Here is a 16203-nt window from a genome sequence, read left to right on the forward strand (position 1 = left end):
AAAATTACCTTCCCAATCTAATGGTGGCGGATGCAGGGCCGCCTTGTTCTGCTATTGCGCCGGGATGCAGGAACAGGTCCTCTGCGTCCGGGCGGGTTTCGTCATCGTCACGACGTGAGGCGATCCAGCTGGTGTGACCCAGCCGCGTCTTTCCTCCAAGGCTCGCACGCGGAATGTCGTCTCCGGCCAAAATCAGGTTCACGTCCCAGTCCAGCGCATCGCCGACATAGGTCCGCACCACCGATTGCAGCCGGTCGAGCGACTCTTCGCCCGGTAGCAGGCGCTGGTATTCCTCAAGGCTGAGTGGCCCGATCCGGATGCGGAACTTGGCTCCCCGGGTCCAGACCTTCCGGCCGATGCTTGTCGATTGCCCAAGCCTTGCCGGGCGCCCCAGCTGCCACTGGTCATCCGGTTCCAGCTCAAGCCAGCTGCCCACGAACTGCTGCAGATGCACCGGCGCCTGGAAAAAGTTCGACAGGATCGCGACCAGCCCCTCGGGGTTGCGCGCGCTCTGGGCGAACTGGCCCACATGGTGCAGCCGGGCAAGGTCGGGCAGCGCGTCGCGGTCGCGCAGATGCGCACCGTGAAACCCGGCCAGCGCCGCCACCTTGCGCGCCATCGGATCATCGCCGCGGTCGAAACTTGCCGTCGGCTGTCCCTGCCGCCACGCCTTGTACAAGAGCCCCGCCATACGGTGGATGAGCATATCGACAAAGGCGACGATGGTGCGGTCGCGATGGTTGCGATACCGGTCGCGCACGTATTCCGTCATCTGGAGCGGCAAAGGCCCGTTCGGTCCGAACAGGCCAAAGAAACGGTTGGTCAGCCGCCCCGGCCGCTTGCCATCTGGCGGGGTAAAAGCCGCGATGGTCGACGGCGGAAAAGCCAGCTCGGCTTCTTGTCCGATGCGGATGCGGTCTTCGCGCGGACGACGGCTCTCCCCCAGTCGCGGAGACTGAGGGTATGCCGCTTCCAAAATACGTAGCGCCTGAAAAACATGATGTTTTTCAGGATCTGCAGCCAACCTTTCCAGATGGCTCAGATCATCCGGCCGAGACCCTTTTCCGGTCGCCATCTCGCAATTTCCCCGCGTTTCTGCGTCTTCAGAACAGTCTCAGTGAAACTGTTGATTGTGGCGTATTTGCGCAAAAACCGCTCAAGAACGGCCCCCAGCACGAACACGCTCGTCCCTTCGAAAAAACTTTCGTCAAACCCGATTGTCACCTCGAGTCCGCGCACCGCCGTCGACATCACTTCGTCGCTCATCCGGCGCACGATTGGGCGGCTGTTTACACTCACCACGCCCTCAAGCTGCTTTTCGGTCACCCGGTCGCCCAGCGGCGCGTAGATCCCGATCAGCTCGCGCAGTGCCTCGGCGCCGCTCCCCTTGCCGGTCTCGACGATGGACAGGTAATTCAAGCTCAGATGGCTGATCAGCCGCCACGCCGTATCGCCCTGCGCCAGCGTCGGATGCGGCCGGGTTGGCGACACCGGCAGACGGATCGACTTGACCGGCCCGCCCTCGGGCAGCTGGAAGACATCCGCGTCGCCCGTGCTCAGCAGCATCGGCAGATCGCGGTTCGAACAAAGCGCCCGCACTGCAAGCTGCTCCAGATCCGCCCCATAGGGCGCCTGATTGCGGTCGACCAGCGACAGGTAGACCTCGGAACCAAGGTAGGATGTGCGCACCCCGCGCAGACGTTCCTTTTCCGACCGCTGCCGCATACGCCGGCGGATCGAGTAATACGCCGGGTGCGACTCCCCCGCTGCCGTGAAATCCGTCGCCGAATAGAACGGGCGGAATTCCACGTCATCCTTCCCTTCGCCGCTGATCCCCTTGACCTGCTCAACGGTGTGAATCTCGAAATCCATCGCCGCCGTCCGGTTCGGCACAACGTGTTGCTCCGTATCGCGCGAGGTGATCTGCACGCGGTCGCAACGTTTCGGAAACAGGTTGATCGCGGGCACCGCATGCAGCGTAAAGGCCTCGGGCACCACCATCGGTCCGATATCGCGGCGCGGCTCGTTCAGCAAAATGTAGATGTCCACATCGCTGCCCGTCGCCCGCTCAAGCGCCGGACGCAGGCCTTTCAGCGCCACGAACAGGAACCGTTCGGGCATCGCGAAATATTCCTGCAACAGCCGGTAGCCATCGAAGGACCGGCGCGGTGTCGGCAACAGCGCCTCTTCCGGCTCGAACCCGCGCGGCTCGACCTCGCCTTTCAAAGGTTGCGCCCAGTCGGCCCTTCGATCCGTCGACCGCCCGCACAACCCGACCGAGCGGGTGCAGAACAGCTCCAGCAGCGCCCAGTTATTGCCCGATCCGCCGTTCATGTGGATGACCAGCTCGTCCATCTTCAGGGCCGAGATCGTTTCCCCGTCGGTCCGCCGCAGCCGCAGACGCACTCCGGCCCGCGCCTCGGGATGCACCGCGACACCCGCCGCGACCAGCTCGCCCCGACTGTCGATATACTCAGCCTCGGCAATCTCGATCAGCCAGAGCGAAAGGTCGGCAGCGGTTCGGAATTCACAAGGGGTATGTTCGCCCTCGGACAGGCGCGAGCGCAGCACCGTATGGCGCGGCAGCACATAACCCGACTTGACCGCTGAATTCGTGATATCCGGTTCAAAAGCGGCGATCATCATCGACGGAGTCGGCGCAAGGTAATGTGGATAGACGATTTCCAGCAGGTTACTCGTAAAGGCCGGGTATTGCAGTTCCAGCTCAAGCTGGACCCGCGCCGACAGGAACGCAACGCCCTCAAGCAGCCGTTCCACATAGGGGTCAAGAACCTCGACCCCCTCCATGCCAAGGCGCGAAGCGATCTTGGGGTAGGCTTCGGCAAACTCGGCCCCCATGTCCCGCAGGTACATGAGCTCGGCCTCGTAATGCTTCATGAGCCGCGTATCCATGCGCCTAGCTTCTCCGTTCCATCTTCACTTCGCCCGTGGTCACATCGACCTCGCTGCGTAGGTACAGTTCCATCGGCAGGGGCTGCGCCCACATGTCCGCCCGGATCACCAGCGCCACGGTCATGTTGCTGCTCTTTTCGTCCGGGTTGATCGTCACGTCTATCGAACCGGGCACGATGCGCGGCTCGTGGATCGAAATGGCCCGCGCGATCGACCGGCGGATCATTTCGGCCCGGTCCGCCGTCGAATACTCGCCCGATACCTCGCTCAGCCCGTAATTCAGCACCGATCTCGCCACGTTCGGGTATTTTTCCTCGTCGAATTCATTCCCGAGGTTGGCCGTGTTCAGTAGCCAGGACAGGTCGCGCTGGATGATCTCGCGCAGCCGCGAAATATCGATCACCCGCGACTCCCGCGCTTCCTTCAGCTCTCCCGGCGCATCGTCGGTCAGCCGGTCAAGAAGCGACGGCTGAAGCCTTTCCGACAGGGTCTTGTCAGCCATCGGCTTCGGCGTCCCCGGTTTCCTCGGTGGCCAGAACCGACGGATCGAACCCGTCCATCCGCAACAGCCGCAGATCCATCAGCGGCAGATCGCCCTGATCCGTCGTCAGCAGACGCTGGCCAATCCCCACGAATGTTTCGGCCCCCACGTCCTGCCATTCGGTCGACCGTGCCAGCTTGGACGACGCATCCCCCGATTGCGTCGTCCCCGCATAGCGTGTCGGGATCAGGGCAGGAACCTGCCCGCCGTTCATCAGTGTCAGCGTGGACGCCGTCCAGACCGCATCGCGCAGATCACCCGGAGCTTCGATCTCCATCGCGCCTATCGCATTGAACGGTAACCAAAAATAGCGCCCGTTCACGATCACCTCAAGCACGGGACCAAGCCGCATGTCCGCATCCGCGATCCATTCGAACGCCTGACCGTCGGCACCGCCGCTTGTGGCGGGCGCTTCGTCAAAAGCACGCGCCCGCAGGTCCGCCGCCTTTTGCGCATCGCCCCGCGCCAGAACCTTCTGCGCCTCGATCAGCAGGGCCAGCCACTCCTGTGGCTCGCCAAAGATCAGCGGCTCCTTTTCACCGGCAAACACCTTCTCGCGGTAAACCTCGCAGATGATCGCCTCGCGATAGGTGCGCGCCATCATCGTCGCCGCTTCGTCCATCTCGGCCGAAAGCTTCAGCTGCGTGATCGCGCGTTTCCAGTCCCCCAGAACGCAAAGCAGCTGAAACAGGAAGATGCGCAGCTTGGGATCGGCCGGGTTAGACCGGACCTTTTCCTGAAGCGTCGCAAGGGTGGCGTCGAGATCGCCCGCTTTGAGATGTTCTTCCGGTGTCATGCCCGCCAAATCCAATCGCCTTTCAAAAACGCAGATGGTCCGGACCCCGAATTTCAGGGACCGGACCGGGTTGCCATGTCAGGCTCAGGTCTGCTGGCCGGTCAGCAGGTTCCAGCTGAAGTCGCCGCCCTTGCCCAGCTCGCCCGAGTTCGGGTCGGCTTTCTTGTAAACCAGTTCGATGCGGCGATAGGCCATGTCCCAGTTCTCTTCCGGCACCTGCTCTTCACCGCCAGAGACTTCGTACTTGTCGATCACGACGTCGAAGAGTTTCCAGGTGAGATACGGCTCCATGCCCTTGGTCGACTGGGCACCCGAACGGCACATCTCGATGGTGATTTCCTTGCGCACGGTGCCATCGGCCACGGCCAGCATCAGCTTGGGCGAAGCGATGCTCAGCTCGGTCGACACGCTGACCTTGCCAAAGCTCGAGTTTGCATAGCCGCGCTGCGTGGTGCCCAGATCGTCCATGTCCAGCGTCCGGGTAACTTCCCAGGACAGGGTCTTTGCCGGGATCCACTTGATGTGGTTATGCTCCGTGCATTCGCCGTCGATGTCGCCGATCTTGATAAAAGTATTTTCCATTTTCTGCATCCTTTCATGGGGTGGCGCATCGCGCCTATTCCTGGGGGGTCAAACCTTCGGGAGCCCTGAATTACGCTCCCTTTTCCGAAGGCAGTTTCGAAACCAGTCTCAGGGACACTGACAACCCTTCGAGCTGATAGTGAGGGCGGAGATAAAACTTCGACGAATAATAGCCGGGGTTCCCCTCTACTTCCTCGACGACGACTTCTGCCGCGGCGAGCGGTTTTCTCGCCTTTTCGCGTTCGGACGAGACATCCGCGTTGAAGTCGACGTATTGATCGATCCAGTTCTGCAGCCAGCTGGCCATATCCTGCTGGCTTTTGAACGAACCAACTTTGTCGCGCACCATGCACTTGAGGTAATGTGCAAAGCGGCAGGTCGCGAACAGGTACGGCAGGCGGGCTGCCAGGTTGGCGTTCGCAGTCGCATCCGGATCGTCATACTCAGCCGGTTTATGCAGCGACTGGGCGCCGATGAATGCGGCAAGATCCGAATTTTTTCGGTGGATCAGGGGCATCATGCCGTTCTTGGCAAGTTCCGCCTCGCGCCGGTCGCCGATGGCGATCTCGGTCGGGCATTTCTGATCCACGCCACCGTCATCGGTCGCAAAGGTATGCGAAGGCAGGTTGGTCAGCGCACCGCCGGATTCGATCCCGCGGATCCGCGAACACCAGCCGTATTCCTTGAAGGACCGGTTGATGTTGACCGCCATGCCATAGGCCGCGTTGACCCAGCCATACTTGCTGCTGTCCGCCCCGTCCGTGTCTTCTTCAAAGGCAAAGGCCTCAACCGGATCGGTTTTCGCACCGTAAGGCAGACGACCAAGGAAACGCGGCATCGCCATGCCGACATACTTGGAGTCCTCGCTCTCACGCAGTGACCGCCAGGACGCGTATTCCGGCGTCTGGAAGATCTTGGTAAGATCGCGCGGATTGGCAAGCTCGGACCAGCTGTCCATCTGGAACAGGCTCGGCTTGGCACCGGTGATCAGCGGCGCATGGGCCGACGCGGCGATCTTGGACATCTCGCCCAGCAACTCGACATCCTGCGGGCTGTGGTCGAAGTGATAATCCGCCACCAGCGAGCCATAGGGTTCGCCCCCGAACTGGCCGAATTCTTCTTCGTAGATCTTCTTGAAGATCGGCGACTGGTCCCAGGCGGTGCCTTTGAACTTCTTGAGGGTCTTGTGCATTTCCTTCTTCGAGATGTTCATCACGCGGATCTTGAGCATCTCGTCGGTTTCGGTGTTGTTCACCAGGTAATGCAGACCGCGCCACGCGCTTTCCATCTGCTGGAATTCTTCGTGGTGCAGGATCAGGTTGACCTGTTCGGTCAGCTTCTTGTCGATCTCCGCGACGATGCTCTCGATCGAGCGCAGCGCGTCATCCGAGATCAGCGCGGTATTGGCCAGCGCCTGCTGCGCCAGAGTCTTGACCGCGCTTTCAACGGCCGTCTTGGCCTGGTCCGATTTTGGCCGGAATTCCTTTTGCAGGAGGTTCTCGAACTCCGAGGAGCCGAATGCCGTTGCGCCTGCGCCTGCTTCGACCTGTGCTTGTTCTTCAGCCATGATCGCCTCCCTTACGCTTCGTCGTCAGCTTTGGGCGCAGGCTGCGCCGCAAGCGTTTTCAAAAGGCTCGGGTCCTGGATGATCTTGCTGATCAGCGTCTCGGCCCCGGTTTTGCCGTCCATATAGGTCATCAGGTTGCTAAGCTGGGTCCGTGCCTCAAGCAGCTCCTTGAGCGGTTCGACCTTGGCGGCGATGGCGGCCGGCGAAAAATCGTCCATGCTCTCAAAGGTGATGTCCACGGCCAGGTTGCCTTCGCCGGTCAGTGTGTTGGGCACGGTGAATGCGGCGCGGGGGGCAATCGACTTCATCCGGTCGTCGAAATTGTCGACGTCGATCTCAAGGAACTTGCGGTCGGCAACCGCGGGCTGCTCCACCTCGGACTTGCCCGAAAGATCGCTCATGACGCCCATGACAAAAGGCAGCTGAACTTTTTTCTCAGCGCCGTACAACTCGACATCGTATTCGATCTGTACGCGAGGCGCTCTGTTGCGCGCTATGAATTTCTGTGAACTTCCGGCCATGTCGTGCTCCCTTGATGTCCCTAATCTGTCAGTGGTTACGGCTGCTGTATGTGAACCATGTCACAGCCATGCAATTAATCGTCGTCGAGCCCGCCAATAAGGTTGACGTTACTCATCCCGTCCGGGGCCAAGTCCTTCATAACAGTAAGGAAATCGGCATTTACCAGACGTTTTGCCCGCTTCAGAAGAATTGGAAGCGGGCTCGAAGGTTCGTATTTCTGATAGTATTCGATGATGCGGTCGAGCGCATTGGCCACGTCGGTCGGCGACTTGATTCCGCCAACCGCGCCACCACCGGCCCGAACCGGCGCCGCAGAATCGGCGGCAACGGAATCGGCAGGCGCCGCGCTCTCGCCGGTCTCGGTCTCTTCCTCGGGCGCGTCGCCCTCGGCATGAGAGGCTATCGCCTTGCCCATCTGCATCACCAGTTTGATCACCGGATCAAGCTCCGGTCCCTGCCCCGGCGTGTTCTCGTCAAAAACCTTGGAGATGGCCTTGAGATCGTCGGCGGCCGTCTTCAGCGCGGCCTGCAGCGCTTTCAGTTTTTCCGCGTCGCTGTCCTGAAACGCGGCAGCGACGGTCGTCATATCCGGCACGTTTTGCGCGCCTTCAGGGGCCGATCGCTTGCCTTCCGCAATTTCGATGTCGCGCATGGACAACCGGCCAAAGGCACGGCTTTCCGTCAGCGGCGCGCGTTGCAGTGAACGATAGACCGGCGAGGGCCCGCTCTGTCCGCCGGGATTGCCGCAAAGCCCCTGGATCGTGTTGATCCGCATGGTGGGATCATCCTCGTCATCCTCGTCCAATTCGGGATGGCAGGTAGCCCAGTGCTCTTCCAGACAGCCGCGAATATAGGTCGTCACATCGGCAAAGCCGCTCAACCCTTCGCTGTGCAGGATCGCATCCGCCAGATAGACCGCCGCGCGCAGGTCGTGGCTCTGGGCCAGCACTTCAAGCGCCTTCTTCTGAACTTCGCCGTAATCGGGATCATCGACCTCGCCGCCGAACTGGCTGTCTTCGCCGGGCTGCCCGGCCAGTTCCATTTCGACGAATACCGGGTCGTATTCAAGATTCTCTCCACTCGGCGCATCATCGCCGCGTGGCTTCAGTAGTTCTACCGGGTCCATTTCGCCTATCCCTGCGATGGTATTTCTGGGCCTACCCGAATGATCAAAGCCCGCCCCCGGTTTCGGCCTCTGCAATCGAGTTCACACTTACTAATAAAACAATGGCTTGACCCCAAGTCAGCCTTATCGTTTTCTCAAAGTCAATTGCTTTTAGATCACACAATAAAGGTTAACGAATATGGCCAGTTCAAAGACAGAAGGCCCGGAACTCAAGAAATTGATAAAGCTGGGAAAGAAGCAAACGATGCCATTCGCTTTCTGTCCCGGCAAGAAGATGGAGGAGCATGTGGTGATGATCGATCGCCGCAAGTCACCCACCATTCTTGGGAAAGCCGCCAAGGCCGAAGGTACCGCGCCGAAAGTGTCTTTCGGCACTTTCGAGGTCAAAGGCAAAATCGTCGAAATGACCTGCGAGCGGGTCGTGCCGAAAATGGCCAAAACGCTCAAGGCATATTTCAAGACCCAGAAAATCTCGGTCAATGTCGTTATTCTAGATGCCGACGGAAACATGCTGGAATCCGAGATCGAGGAATTGCCAGTCGATGCGGAATTCGATGGTGACGATGAAATTACGGATGCCGAAGTTAATACGGATGACGTTAATACCGTAACGGACGAAGAGACTGATTCCGACACAACCCCGGCATTCGATCCAAAAGAGCTCGCCGCGCGGCTCAAGGCAATCCAGCCTGCCGTAGTGGCCGCACCCGCTCCCGCCGCCGAGAAACTGAAAGCCGCGATGGGCGCGGCGGCCTCACAGATCAAGGCCGATGACCTCACCAAGGCGGACCAGACCATCACAGCGCTGGAAACCGCCATTGCCAGGCTTGGCGCGACCGCACCGGCCGCCCCTCCGCCTCCGGAACCCGGCGCGCCGGATGCCCGCGCACTCGCCGCTCGCGCGAGTTCGCTCAAGCAGACCATCGACACGATGGCGGAACCCGCCAAGGGCAAATTGCTGGCCGCGCTGGGCACGGCTGCGAAATCCATCAAGGCGCAGGAACTTGGCACCGCCGACCAGATGCTGACCAAGATCGAAGCCGCGGTGAACAAGCAGCAGACAGCCGCGCCAGAAGCAACCGATCCCAACGCCGCCAAATGGGCCGCAGCCGAGGCCAAGCTGCAACCGCTGGTCGACAAGGCGATGACAGAGAAGCGCGGCGATCTCGACGGTATCAACCGTGCCTTCAATTACGCCAAGGACATGGCCGCAGATGGTGCCTATGACAAGGCATTGGCCTCGGTCCCCCGCATCGCCGAACTGCTGAAAGCCGCGCAATCCGCGACCACCACCGCTGCCGCCGACGAGGCCCGCGAGGCAATCCCCGACAACGTCGTGCCCTACGTCAGGTCGCGCCTTTCGTGGATCAAGACCCGCCAGTCGCTGAAAAAGGAACTGGAAGGCCTGAAATCCGCCATCGATGCCGCCACCCGCGATATCGAAGGGCTCGAAGAAGTCTCGTCGAAATCCTCGGTGCTCTTCGACTATCTCGACGGAATCGACACCAATCTCGAAGACACGCTGGAAAAGCTGGTCGAGGCCCCAGATGGGCCGGAACGCGAGGCGCTCAAGTCGCAGGCGCGTGACATCATCGCCACCTATCGCACCGTGCTGGATTCCCCCTTCTTCCATGACGTGGATGAAAATGGTTTCGTGCAGACGAACATCCGGGGCAGCGCGCTTCAGTCGCTCGACGAGGTCAGCACGGCCTTGGCCGCCTGACACAGTTAGCCCGGAGGAATCGCATGCTGACGTTCAAATCCCTTACCGGCGCGGCCCTGATCGGCCTCGCCACCTGCCTGCCCGCACTGGCGCAGGACACCGACTCAGGGAACGGGCTGACGGTAGAGCTCAACAAGTTTGAACAGATCGAGGGCGGCGGCTGCCGCTCTTACTTCCTGTTCCGCAACGATACCGACAACAGCTTTGAAGGCTTCGAGATGAGCCTCGCCATTCTCGACGGACAGGGGGTCATCGACCGCCTGCTCTCGATCGACGCGGCCCCCCTGCCGGTTTCGCGCACCACGCTGAAACTCTTTGAAATTCCGGAAATCGCCTGCACCGATATCTCGGAAATCCTGTTGCACGAAATCACCTCCTGCCGTCCGCAGAACGGCGAAGAAACAGATTGCTTTCCGATGGTGACGCTGGCCAGCAAAACCTCGGCCTCGCTGGTGAAGTAAGCGATGCCAAACTCGTTCAGCGCCCTAGGCACCGGCGGCCCGATCATCGTGATCCTCGCGCTGCTGTCGCTGCTCTCGCTGGCGCTGATCGTCGTGAAAATCGGACAGCTCTGGAACGCGCGTTCCGGAGCTGACCTGCGCGCCCAAGCGTTCGAGCAATGGAAATCCGGCGACAAGCAGGCGGCTCGCAAAACGCTCGAAACCGGCAAATCCCCTGCCGACCGGATCACCGCCTATGCGATGCGTGCTCTGGCGGGCGGTTTCTCAGGCGCGCCGCTCGACGCCGAACTGACCCGGCGCGGCAACGAAGAACTGGCGCAGATGAACACCATGATCCGTCTGCTCGAACTGATCGCGATGATCTCGCCGTTGCTGGGGCTCCTCGGCACGGTAACTGGGATGATCCAGTCCTTTCAGCAGCTTGAAATGGCCGAGGGCGCGGCAAACGCATCCGTCCTTGCTGGCGGGATCTGGCAGGCGCTGCTGACGACCGCGGCCGGGCTGCTGGTCGCCATTCCCGCCGCGGTCGCCGCCGGTCTGCTTTCCGCACGGATCGACCGCTCGGCGCAGATGATCGAAAGCGCGGTGGGCGAGCTGATGCTCGTCGACCAGAATCCGAGCCTCTGACAACAAAGGCAGGCCAATGGCGAGCCCGGTCACGCTGAAACGTCCCTCCCGATCCGGCCCGCTGATCTCGCTGGTGCCGATGATCGACGTGATGATGATCCTGCTGGTCTTTTTCATGGTCACCTCGACCTATCTCGACCTCGACATGATCCCCGCCGCCCGGACCGCCGATGGGTCAACCGGCGAAGGCTCAGGTCCCGCGCCCACGGTCATGTTGCGCATCGGCGCGGAGGGCACCCCCGTTCTGCGCGGCCAGGCGCTTTCCTCGCAGGAACTCGAACGCTTTCTTGAGCAACAATTGCGCCGCGAACCGTTGACCCGCCTGCTGATCCTGCCCTCGGGCGGCGCGACCACCCAGGCGCTGATCTCGGTGATGGATCAGGCTACCCGCGCTGGCGCGACCCGGCTTCGCGTCGTCCGGCTCGAGGCGCGGCCATGAAACTCACCCGCCGCACCCCCAACCCGCAGTCCGAGACCATCATCGCCCTGATCGACGTGGTGTTTTTCCTGCTGGTATTTTTCATGTTGATCGGGCGCATGGATGCCACGGCACCCTTCGACGTCACCCCGCCTCAGGCCGAAACCGGGGCCGACATGCCAGCGGGTGGCGCGACCCTGTCGGTGTCGGAGGCTGGCGATCTCGCGCTCGACGGGCGCGAAGTTATCGGAGCGGATCTGGAAAGCGCGTTTGCCGCTTTGCTCGCCGATGACCCGGATCTGACGCTGCGCATCAACGCCCATCGCGACGCCGAACTTCGCCATGTTCTGCCCCTTGTGGGGCGCGCCGAGGCCATTGGTTTCCGCGACGTGGTGCTCGTTGTCACGCCGGGTGCCTCGCCATGAAACAGGCCGCGCTCTGGACCGCCGGGCTGGCCGCCTCGCTGGTCTTTCACGCCGGGGCCGGGGCGGCGCTGATGATCGCGCTACGTCCCGATCCCATCGATGACCAGCCTCGTCCGCAGACCGAGATGCAGGTCGAATCCTACGCGCTGGATCGCAGCGAGGCGACCGAGGCTCGCCCAGACGCGCCCGAAGCCCCCGCAGAGACAGCCGAGGGCGACAGGCTCGGATCCGGCGCAATCCCGCAGTCTGCCGCCCGCCCCGCCAAGCCGCCCTCAGGCGCGCGTCTGAGCGCCGAGCAGGCGACCGCCGCACCTTTGCCTGAGGCAGAAACTCCTGCCGAAACCGCGTTGCTCGCCACGCCCGAACCCGCGCGCCTTGGCGATTCCGCGCTCGGCTCCAGCAAGATCGCGACGATCCAAGCGCCGGTTCAAAGATCTGGAAGCCTCACGCCTCCCGAGGCCACGTCACTAGCCAGCGCGACGGTCACCTCAGCGCTCGTCAAAACGAACGTTGCAACCGCCGAAGGAATCACGCCCGCCACCCTGCCGGTTCAGACGACGGCTGCGATCCAACAACCCGGCACCGCGCTTGCCTCCAGCAGCAGCCCCGCCGTGACGCTGGCCGCGCTGTCTGCCAATGCTCCCGCGGTGCCTTCAAGCGGAGCCGTTGCACAGCCCATTTCCCCGGCGACCGCCACCACCTCGACGCTGAGCACCGCACCCGCTACGCCGGACACGGTTGCGGCTTTGGCCACCACATCCGCACCCCTCCCTGAAAGCGAAAGCCAACCGGACCAGATCCGCGCAACGCTGGCCTTTCCCGGCGGCGGGGATGGTATCGACCCGACCTCGCTCGCCGCCTTCCAGAGCTTCATGGAACCGGGTGATATCACCGGCGAGGGCGATCCCCTTCGCGACGGAATCTCTGCCCTTCTCGCACAAGTGCCCTGCTCCCGTTTGCAGGTCGGCTTCGACCCTGAAACCACGAGTCTCACGGTCAAAGGTCACGTACCCGAAGGCGATCTCCGCGCCCCGTTCCTTGCCGCACTGCGCGACCAGATGGGCGCCGATATCACTATTTCGGACGACATCCTGATCCTGCCTCGACCGCAATGCGGCGCGCTTTCCGGCATCGGCAATGTCGGCCTTCCGCAGTCCACCGACCAGATCACCAACCCGCTGCTGATCGGCGAAGACACCCACGCTCGCGTGCTGGATTTCGTCAAGGATGATCGCTTGTTCTTTGACATCACCGCCCCTGACTACGCGGCTTATGTCTATGTCGATTACTTCGACGCTGACGGGAACGTGCTGCACCTGTCGCCGAACAACCAGTCTCCACTGACCCGCGCCGAACCGGACACCGCCCTACGGATTGGAACAGCAAGCGATGAAGAGACCGGACTACGGCTTTTCATCGCCCCCCCTTACGGTCAGGAAATTGCCGTGGCTTTTGCCTCGTCGGAACCGCTTTACGACGGGCTTCGACCGCTGGTCGAACCTGCGGCGCCCTATCTCGACTGGTTGAAATTCCGCGTAACCGAAGCACGACGGCAATACCCGGACTTCAAGGGCGAATGGGTCTATTTCTTTGTGACCACTGCAGAGAAATAAACCCGCCCGACCTTCCCTGCGTGTCGTCGCAATGCCGCGAAACCGTCAATCCGATGTACGGGGGGTGTACAGGGGGTGCACAGATGTCAGACGCCCTGTGCACCGGCTTTTTACTGGCAGCCACCTGCGGCCCATGCCTTGAGATTGCGCTTCAGTGAGCCGCCAAACGGGTGCGCCTTGTCGAGCGAACGCTGCATATTCAGGCTCAGATAGGTGTTGGCCTGCGTGCAGATCCGCTCCCGCGTCCATTCATGGCAGTTCGAGCAATGCTGATCTTTCCAATAGCTTTCCGGCAGCCCTTCGATTGGCGGAAAGAGCGGCGTGGCTTCGATCAACTGCGCGATGGTCTTGCCATCGACAAGTGGCTGTTCCGCGATCAACGGGGTCTCGAACGTGACGATACCCGGCGTCATGACTTCCTCGGACGGGGTCGGAACCTCGGCGGTCTCGATCGGGCCGGTGCCGACCGGGTCATTGCCGTTCTTTTCGCGCAGCGCGGCCAGTTCCTGCTGGGCGAATTCGGCAAAAACGCCTTGGGGATAGGTTTCGAGATAGCCGGCATAAGCCTCTTCACTCGGGTTGGCCTGCGCAGTTTCGAACATCTGCTGCTCGGCCTCGGAGGGCCCTTCGATCACGGGGGGGGAGGCCGTCGGCGTATTGCCGGCCAGTTCAGCCTCCATCACCTCGGCCAAAAGCGCCTTGGCCTCGGAAGCATAGGCGCTGTCGGCGTAGCCACGCAGGAAGAGCATGATCTGCAACGGGTCGCGTGAAGCCTGTACCGACCTCCAGAACTGCTGTGCCTCAAGGTCGGCGCTGCTTTGCACCGGTGCTTCGGCAAAGGCGAAATTGCTGGTCAGAGAGGACGCATCCCAAGGCGTCTGGAGGCCGTTGGTTTTCTCGATCACATCTACGCGGACCTGTTTGAACATCTGTTCGATGGGCATGCCGGGCGTGCTCATCAGACGGGCAAAAGCCTGTGTAAACGGGCTGTTACCGTCGAGACCGTCCAGCGCTACCGCCCCCGGCGCAGTGGCGTAGGCCAGAAACGTGCCGGTGGGCGCCTGCATTTCGGCAAGGCCGTTGTCATTGAAGGCGGGGATGTCGCTGAACGGGTTGTTACGGCAGGCGTCGAGGATGACGATATTGGTCTTGTTGCGTGCTGAATACATCTGCCGCAGGACCGACTGCGCCTCAACAGCGACGAGGTCGAGATCGGCGGCATCGCTTACCGCCACATCGACCGGCAACAGGTAGTTCGAGCCAAATGACTGAACGCCATGACCCGCGTAGTAGAAAAGCCCCGTGGCGTCGCTGCCAGCGTCGCGCAGGGCGCGGCCGAAATGCGCGATGCCGCGCTTCATGTCGATCTGGGAACTGTCGACAAGCAGGGTGACGTCAAAGCCAAGCGTTTCAAGCGTTTCGGCCACAAGCCGCGCGTCATGGGCAGGATTTTCAAGCGGTGAAACCGTCCCGTAGGCAGAGTTACCGACCACCAGCGCGATGCGTTCCTCGACCCGCAGCGGATCGGCAGAAGCGACCCCGACGATCAGCGTCATGAGGAGAAATGATATTCTTACGATTGCTCGCACGGATTGTTCCTGTCTTGCCTTTCCCTGCAACCGTTCACAAGGATTGTTGCCCGATCCGAATGCCACAATGTACGTAAAGTTCGACATTTATTTGGCCTTTTTTAAGACTTCGCAGGGCTTTTCCTTATCATAACCCATAGTGTCCTGATAAGTCGTTATAGCGGTGGCTTTTCCGGGCGGCTAGCGGTGAGAAAGTCACGATCGGAGGAAAATCATGTTCAAACTCCCTGATACCAGGTTGTTCCGCTGGGCAAGTGCGCTTGTCCTGGTTTTTTGCCTTACAGGACCGGCGGCGGCGCAAACCATCGACCCTTTCGAAAACGGCTGGACGCTGGATGCCGAGGCGTCGGATCTGCGGTTTCTTTCGATCAAAAAGGGCAACGTGGCCGAAACCAGCCGTTTCGCGACCCTGTCAGGACTGATCACCAAGGACGGCAAGGCGCAGATCCGCGTGTTGATGGATTCTGTGGATACCAGCATCGACCTGCGCAACGTCCGGATGCGGTTCCTGTTTTTTGAAACCTTCAACCATCCGGAATCGATCATCACGGTTCAGCTCGATCCCGACATGCTGCGCGATCTTCACAGCACACGGCGCAAGATGATAGAATTGCCCTATACCCTGACCCTGCATGGTGTCACCGTGGAACGCAGCGCCGAAGTGGCTGTCACGCTGATGAGCAACGACCGGGTGAACGTCTCGGCGACGACACCGATTGCGCTGAAACTGATGGATTTCAACCTTGAAGACGGGCGCGGCAAACTCCAGGACGCGGCCAAGGTGGATATCGTCCCGGTGGGCATCGTCAGTTTCGATTTCGTTTTTAACCGCGCCAGCCCCGGCACCCCGCCGCCGCAGGTGGACCAGCTTGCGAGTACCGATGTGCCGCGGACGGCGGCGCTGGAGACCAAGGGAAACCTTGATCGCGAAGCCTGTGTTGGTCGTTTCGAGATCCTATCGCGGACCGGCAATATCAATTTCACGCCGGCCAGCGCCCGGTTGTCCAACGACAGCTTTCCGCTGCTCGATAACCTCTATGATATCGTGAATCGCTGCCCGGAGCTTGATATCGAGATCGGGGGACATACGGATTCGGATGGCAGCGACGTGGCAAATCAAAGGCTTAGTGAGCGCCGAGCCGGCGCGGTCGCGGCTTATCTAAAATCCAAGGGCATTCCGACGGCACGGATGCATATCGTCGGCTATGGCGAAGCCCGCCCCGTCCGGCCCAATGACAGTCGGGAGAACAAGGCCCGCAACCGGCGGATCGAATTCACCGTTCTAAACTGAGCGGGAAGG

At 61.2% G+C, this 16203-nt stretch carries 16 protein-coding genes; 7 read left to right on the plus strand and 9 right to left on the minus strand.

The window, feature by feature from the left end; all coding sequences use genetic code 11:
• Nucleotides 1-4 precede the first annotated feature (4 nt).
• The 8 genes from tssG to tssA all read right to left on the minus strand — a co-directional run bounded on the left by tssG (nucleotide 5) and on the right by tssA (nucleotide 8047).
• Complete coding sequence (tssG, locus tag MF268_RS15075; RefSeq protein WP_238371692.1) at nucleotides 5-1075, minus strand: type VI secretion system baseplate subunit TssG; 1071 nt, start codon at nucleotides 1073-1075, stop codon at nucleotides 5-7.
• Nucleotides 1039-2913, minus strand: a complete 1875-nt coding sequence (gene tssF, locus MF268_RS15080; RefSeq protein ID WP_238371693.1) for a type VI secretion system baseplate subunit TssF — start codon at nucleotides 2911-2913, stop codon at nucleotides 1039-1041. Before tssF ends, tssG begins: the two co-directional genes overlap by 37 nt.
• Nucleotides 2914-2917: 4 nt before the next feature.
• A complete protein-coding gene (gene tssE, locus MF268_RS15085; RefSeq protein ID WP_238371694.1) occupies nucleotides 2918-3415 on the minus strand; it encodes a type VI secretion system baseplate subunit TssE in 498 nt (165 codons plus the stop codon).
• Nucleotides 3408-4250, minus strand: coding sequence for a type VI secretion system accessory protein TagJ (locus tag MF268_RS15090; RefSeq protein WP_238371695.1), 843 nt, complete (start codon nucleotides 4248-4250; stop codon nucleotides 3408-3410). The genes tssE and MF268_RS15090 overlap by 8 nt, the downstream gene beginning before the upstream one ends.
• Nucleotides 4251-4334: 84 nt before the next feature.
• Nucleotides 4335-4832 carry an Hcp family type VI secretion system effector gene (locus MF268_RS15095; RefSeq protein ID WP_238371696.1) on the minus strand — a complete coding sequence of 166 codons (498 nt, stop codon included), beginning with the start codon at nucleotides 4830-4832 and terminating at the stop codon, nucleotides 4335-4337.
• A 70-nt stretch (nucleotides 4833-4902) separates the two neighbouring features.
• Nucleotides 4903-6399: a type VI secretion system contractile sheath large subunit gene (gene tssC, locus MF268_RS15100; RefSeq protein ID WP_238371697.1), complete on the minus strand. Its 1497-nt coding sequence runs from the start codon at nucleotides 6397-6399 to the stop codon at nucleotides 4903-4905.
• Between the two features lie 11 nt (nucleotides 6400-6410).
• Complete coding sequence (tssB, locus tag MF268_RS15105) at nucleotides 6411-6920, minus strand: type VI secretion system contractile sheath small subunit (RefSeq protein ID WP_238371698.1); 510 nt, start codon at nucleotides 6918-6920, stop codon at nucleotides 6411-6413.
• A 74-nt stretch (nucleotides 6921-6994) separates the two neighbouring features.
• Nucleotides 6995-8047, minus strand: coding sequence for a type VI secretion system protein TssA (gene tssA / locus MF268_RS15110; protein WP_238371699.1), 1053 nt, complete (start codon nucleotides 8045-8047; stop codon nucleotides 6995-6997).
• A 244-nt stretch (nucleotides 8048-8291) separates the two neighbouring features.
• On the opposite strand from tssA, the gene MF268_RS15115 reads away from it, so the two are divergent.
• The 6 genes from MF268_RS15115 to MF268_RS15140 are packed head-to-tail and all read left to right on the plus strand — an operon-like array spanning nucleotide 8292 to nucleotide 13314.
• Nucleotides 8292-9770 carry a hypothetical protein gene (locus MF268_RS15115; RefSeq protein WP_238371700.1) on the plus strand — a complete coding sequence of 493 codons (1479 nt, stop codon included), beginning with the start codon at nucleotides 8292-8294 and terminating at the stop codon, nucleotides 9768-9770.
• A gap of 23 nt (nucleotides 9771-9793) precedes the next feature.
• A complete protein-coding gene (locus MF268_RS15120) occupies nucleotides 9794-10231 on the plus strand; it encodes a hypothetical protein (protein ID WP_238371701.1) in 438 nt (145 codons plus the stop codon).
• A gap of 3 nt (nucleotides 10232-10234) precedes the next feature.
• A complete protein-coding gene (locus MF268_RS15125) occupies nucleotides 10235-10858 on the plus strand; it encodes a MotA/TolQ/ExbB proton channel family protein (RefSeq protein WP_238371702.1) in 624 nt (207 codons plus the stop codon).
• A 16-nt stretch (nucleotides 10859-10874) separates the two neighbouring features.
• Nucleotides 10875-11297, plus strand: coding sequence for an ExbD/TolR family protein (locus MF268_RS15130; protein WP_238371703.1), 423 nt, complete (start codon nucleotides 10875-10877; stop codon nucleotides 11295-11297).
• Nucleotides 11294-11701 (plus strand): ExbD/TolR family protein, encoded by a 408-nt coding sequence (locus MF268_RS15135; protein WP_238371704.1) that lies wholly within the window; start codon nucleotides 11294-11296, stop codon nucleotides 11699-11701. Before MF268_RS15130 ends, MF268_RS15135 begins: the two co-directional genes overlap by 4 nt.
• Entirely contained in the window at nucleotides 11698-13314 is a 1617-nt protein-coding gene (locus MF268_RS15140) for a DUF4384 domain-containing protein (RefSeq protein WP_238371705.1), read from the plus strand. Before MF268_RS15135 ends, MF268_RS15140 begins: the two co-directional genes overlap by 4 nt.
• Before the next feature lie 110 nt (nucleotides 13315-13424).
• Here the strand turns inward: MF268_RS15140 and MF268_RS15145 are convergent, their stop codons facing one another.
• On the minus strand, nucleotides 13425-14870 hold the full coding sequence (locus tag MF268_RS15145; RefSeq protein ID WP_238371706.1) for a caspase family protein: 1446 nt from the start codon (nucleotides 14868-14870) through the stop codon (nucleotides 13425-13427).
• 247 nt (nucleotides 14871-15117) lie between these two features.
• Here MF268_RS15145 and MF268_RS15150 point away from each other — a divergent pair, with 247 nt between their 5' ends.
• Nucleotides 15118-16194 (plus strand): OmpA family protein, encoded by a 1077-nt coding sequence (locus tag MF268_RS15150; RefSeq protein ID WP_238371707.1) that lies wholly within the window; start codon nucleotides 15118-15120, stop codon nucleotides 16192-16194.
• Nucleotides 16195-16203: the final 9 nt, after the last annotated feature.

Origin of the sequence: Heliomarina baculiformis (genome assembly GCF_019966545.1) — a bacterium.
Lineage (GTDB): Bacteria > Pseudomonadota > Alphaproteobacteria > Rhodobacterales > Rhodobacteraceae > Heliomarina > Heliomarina baculiformis.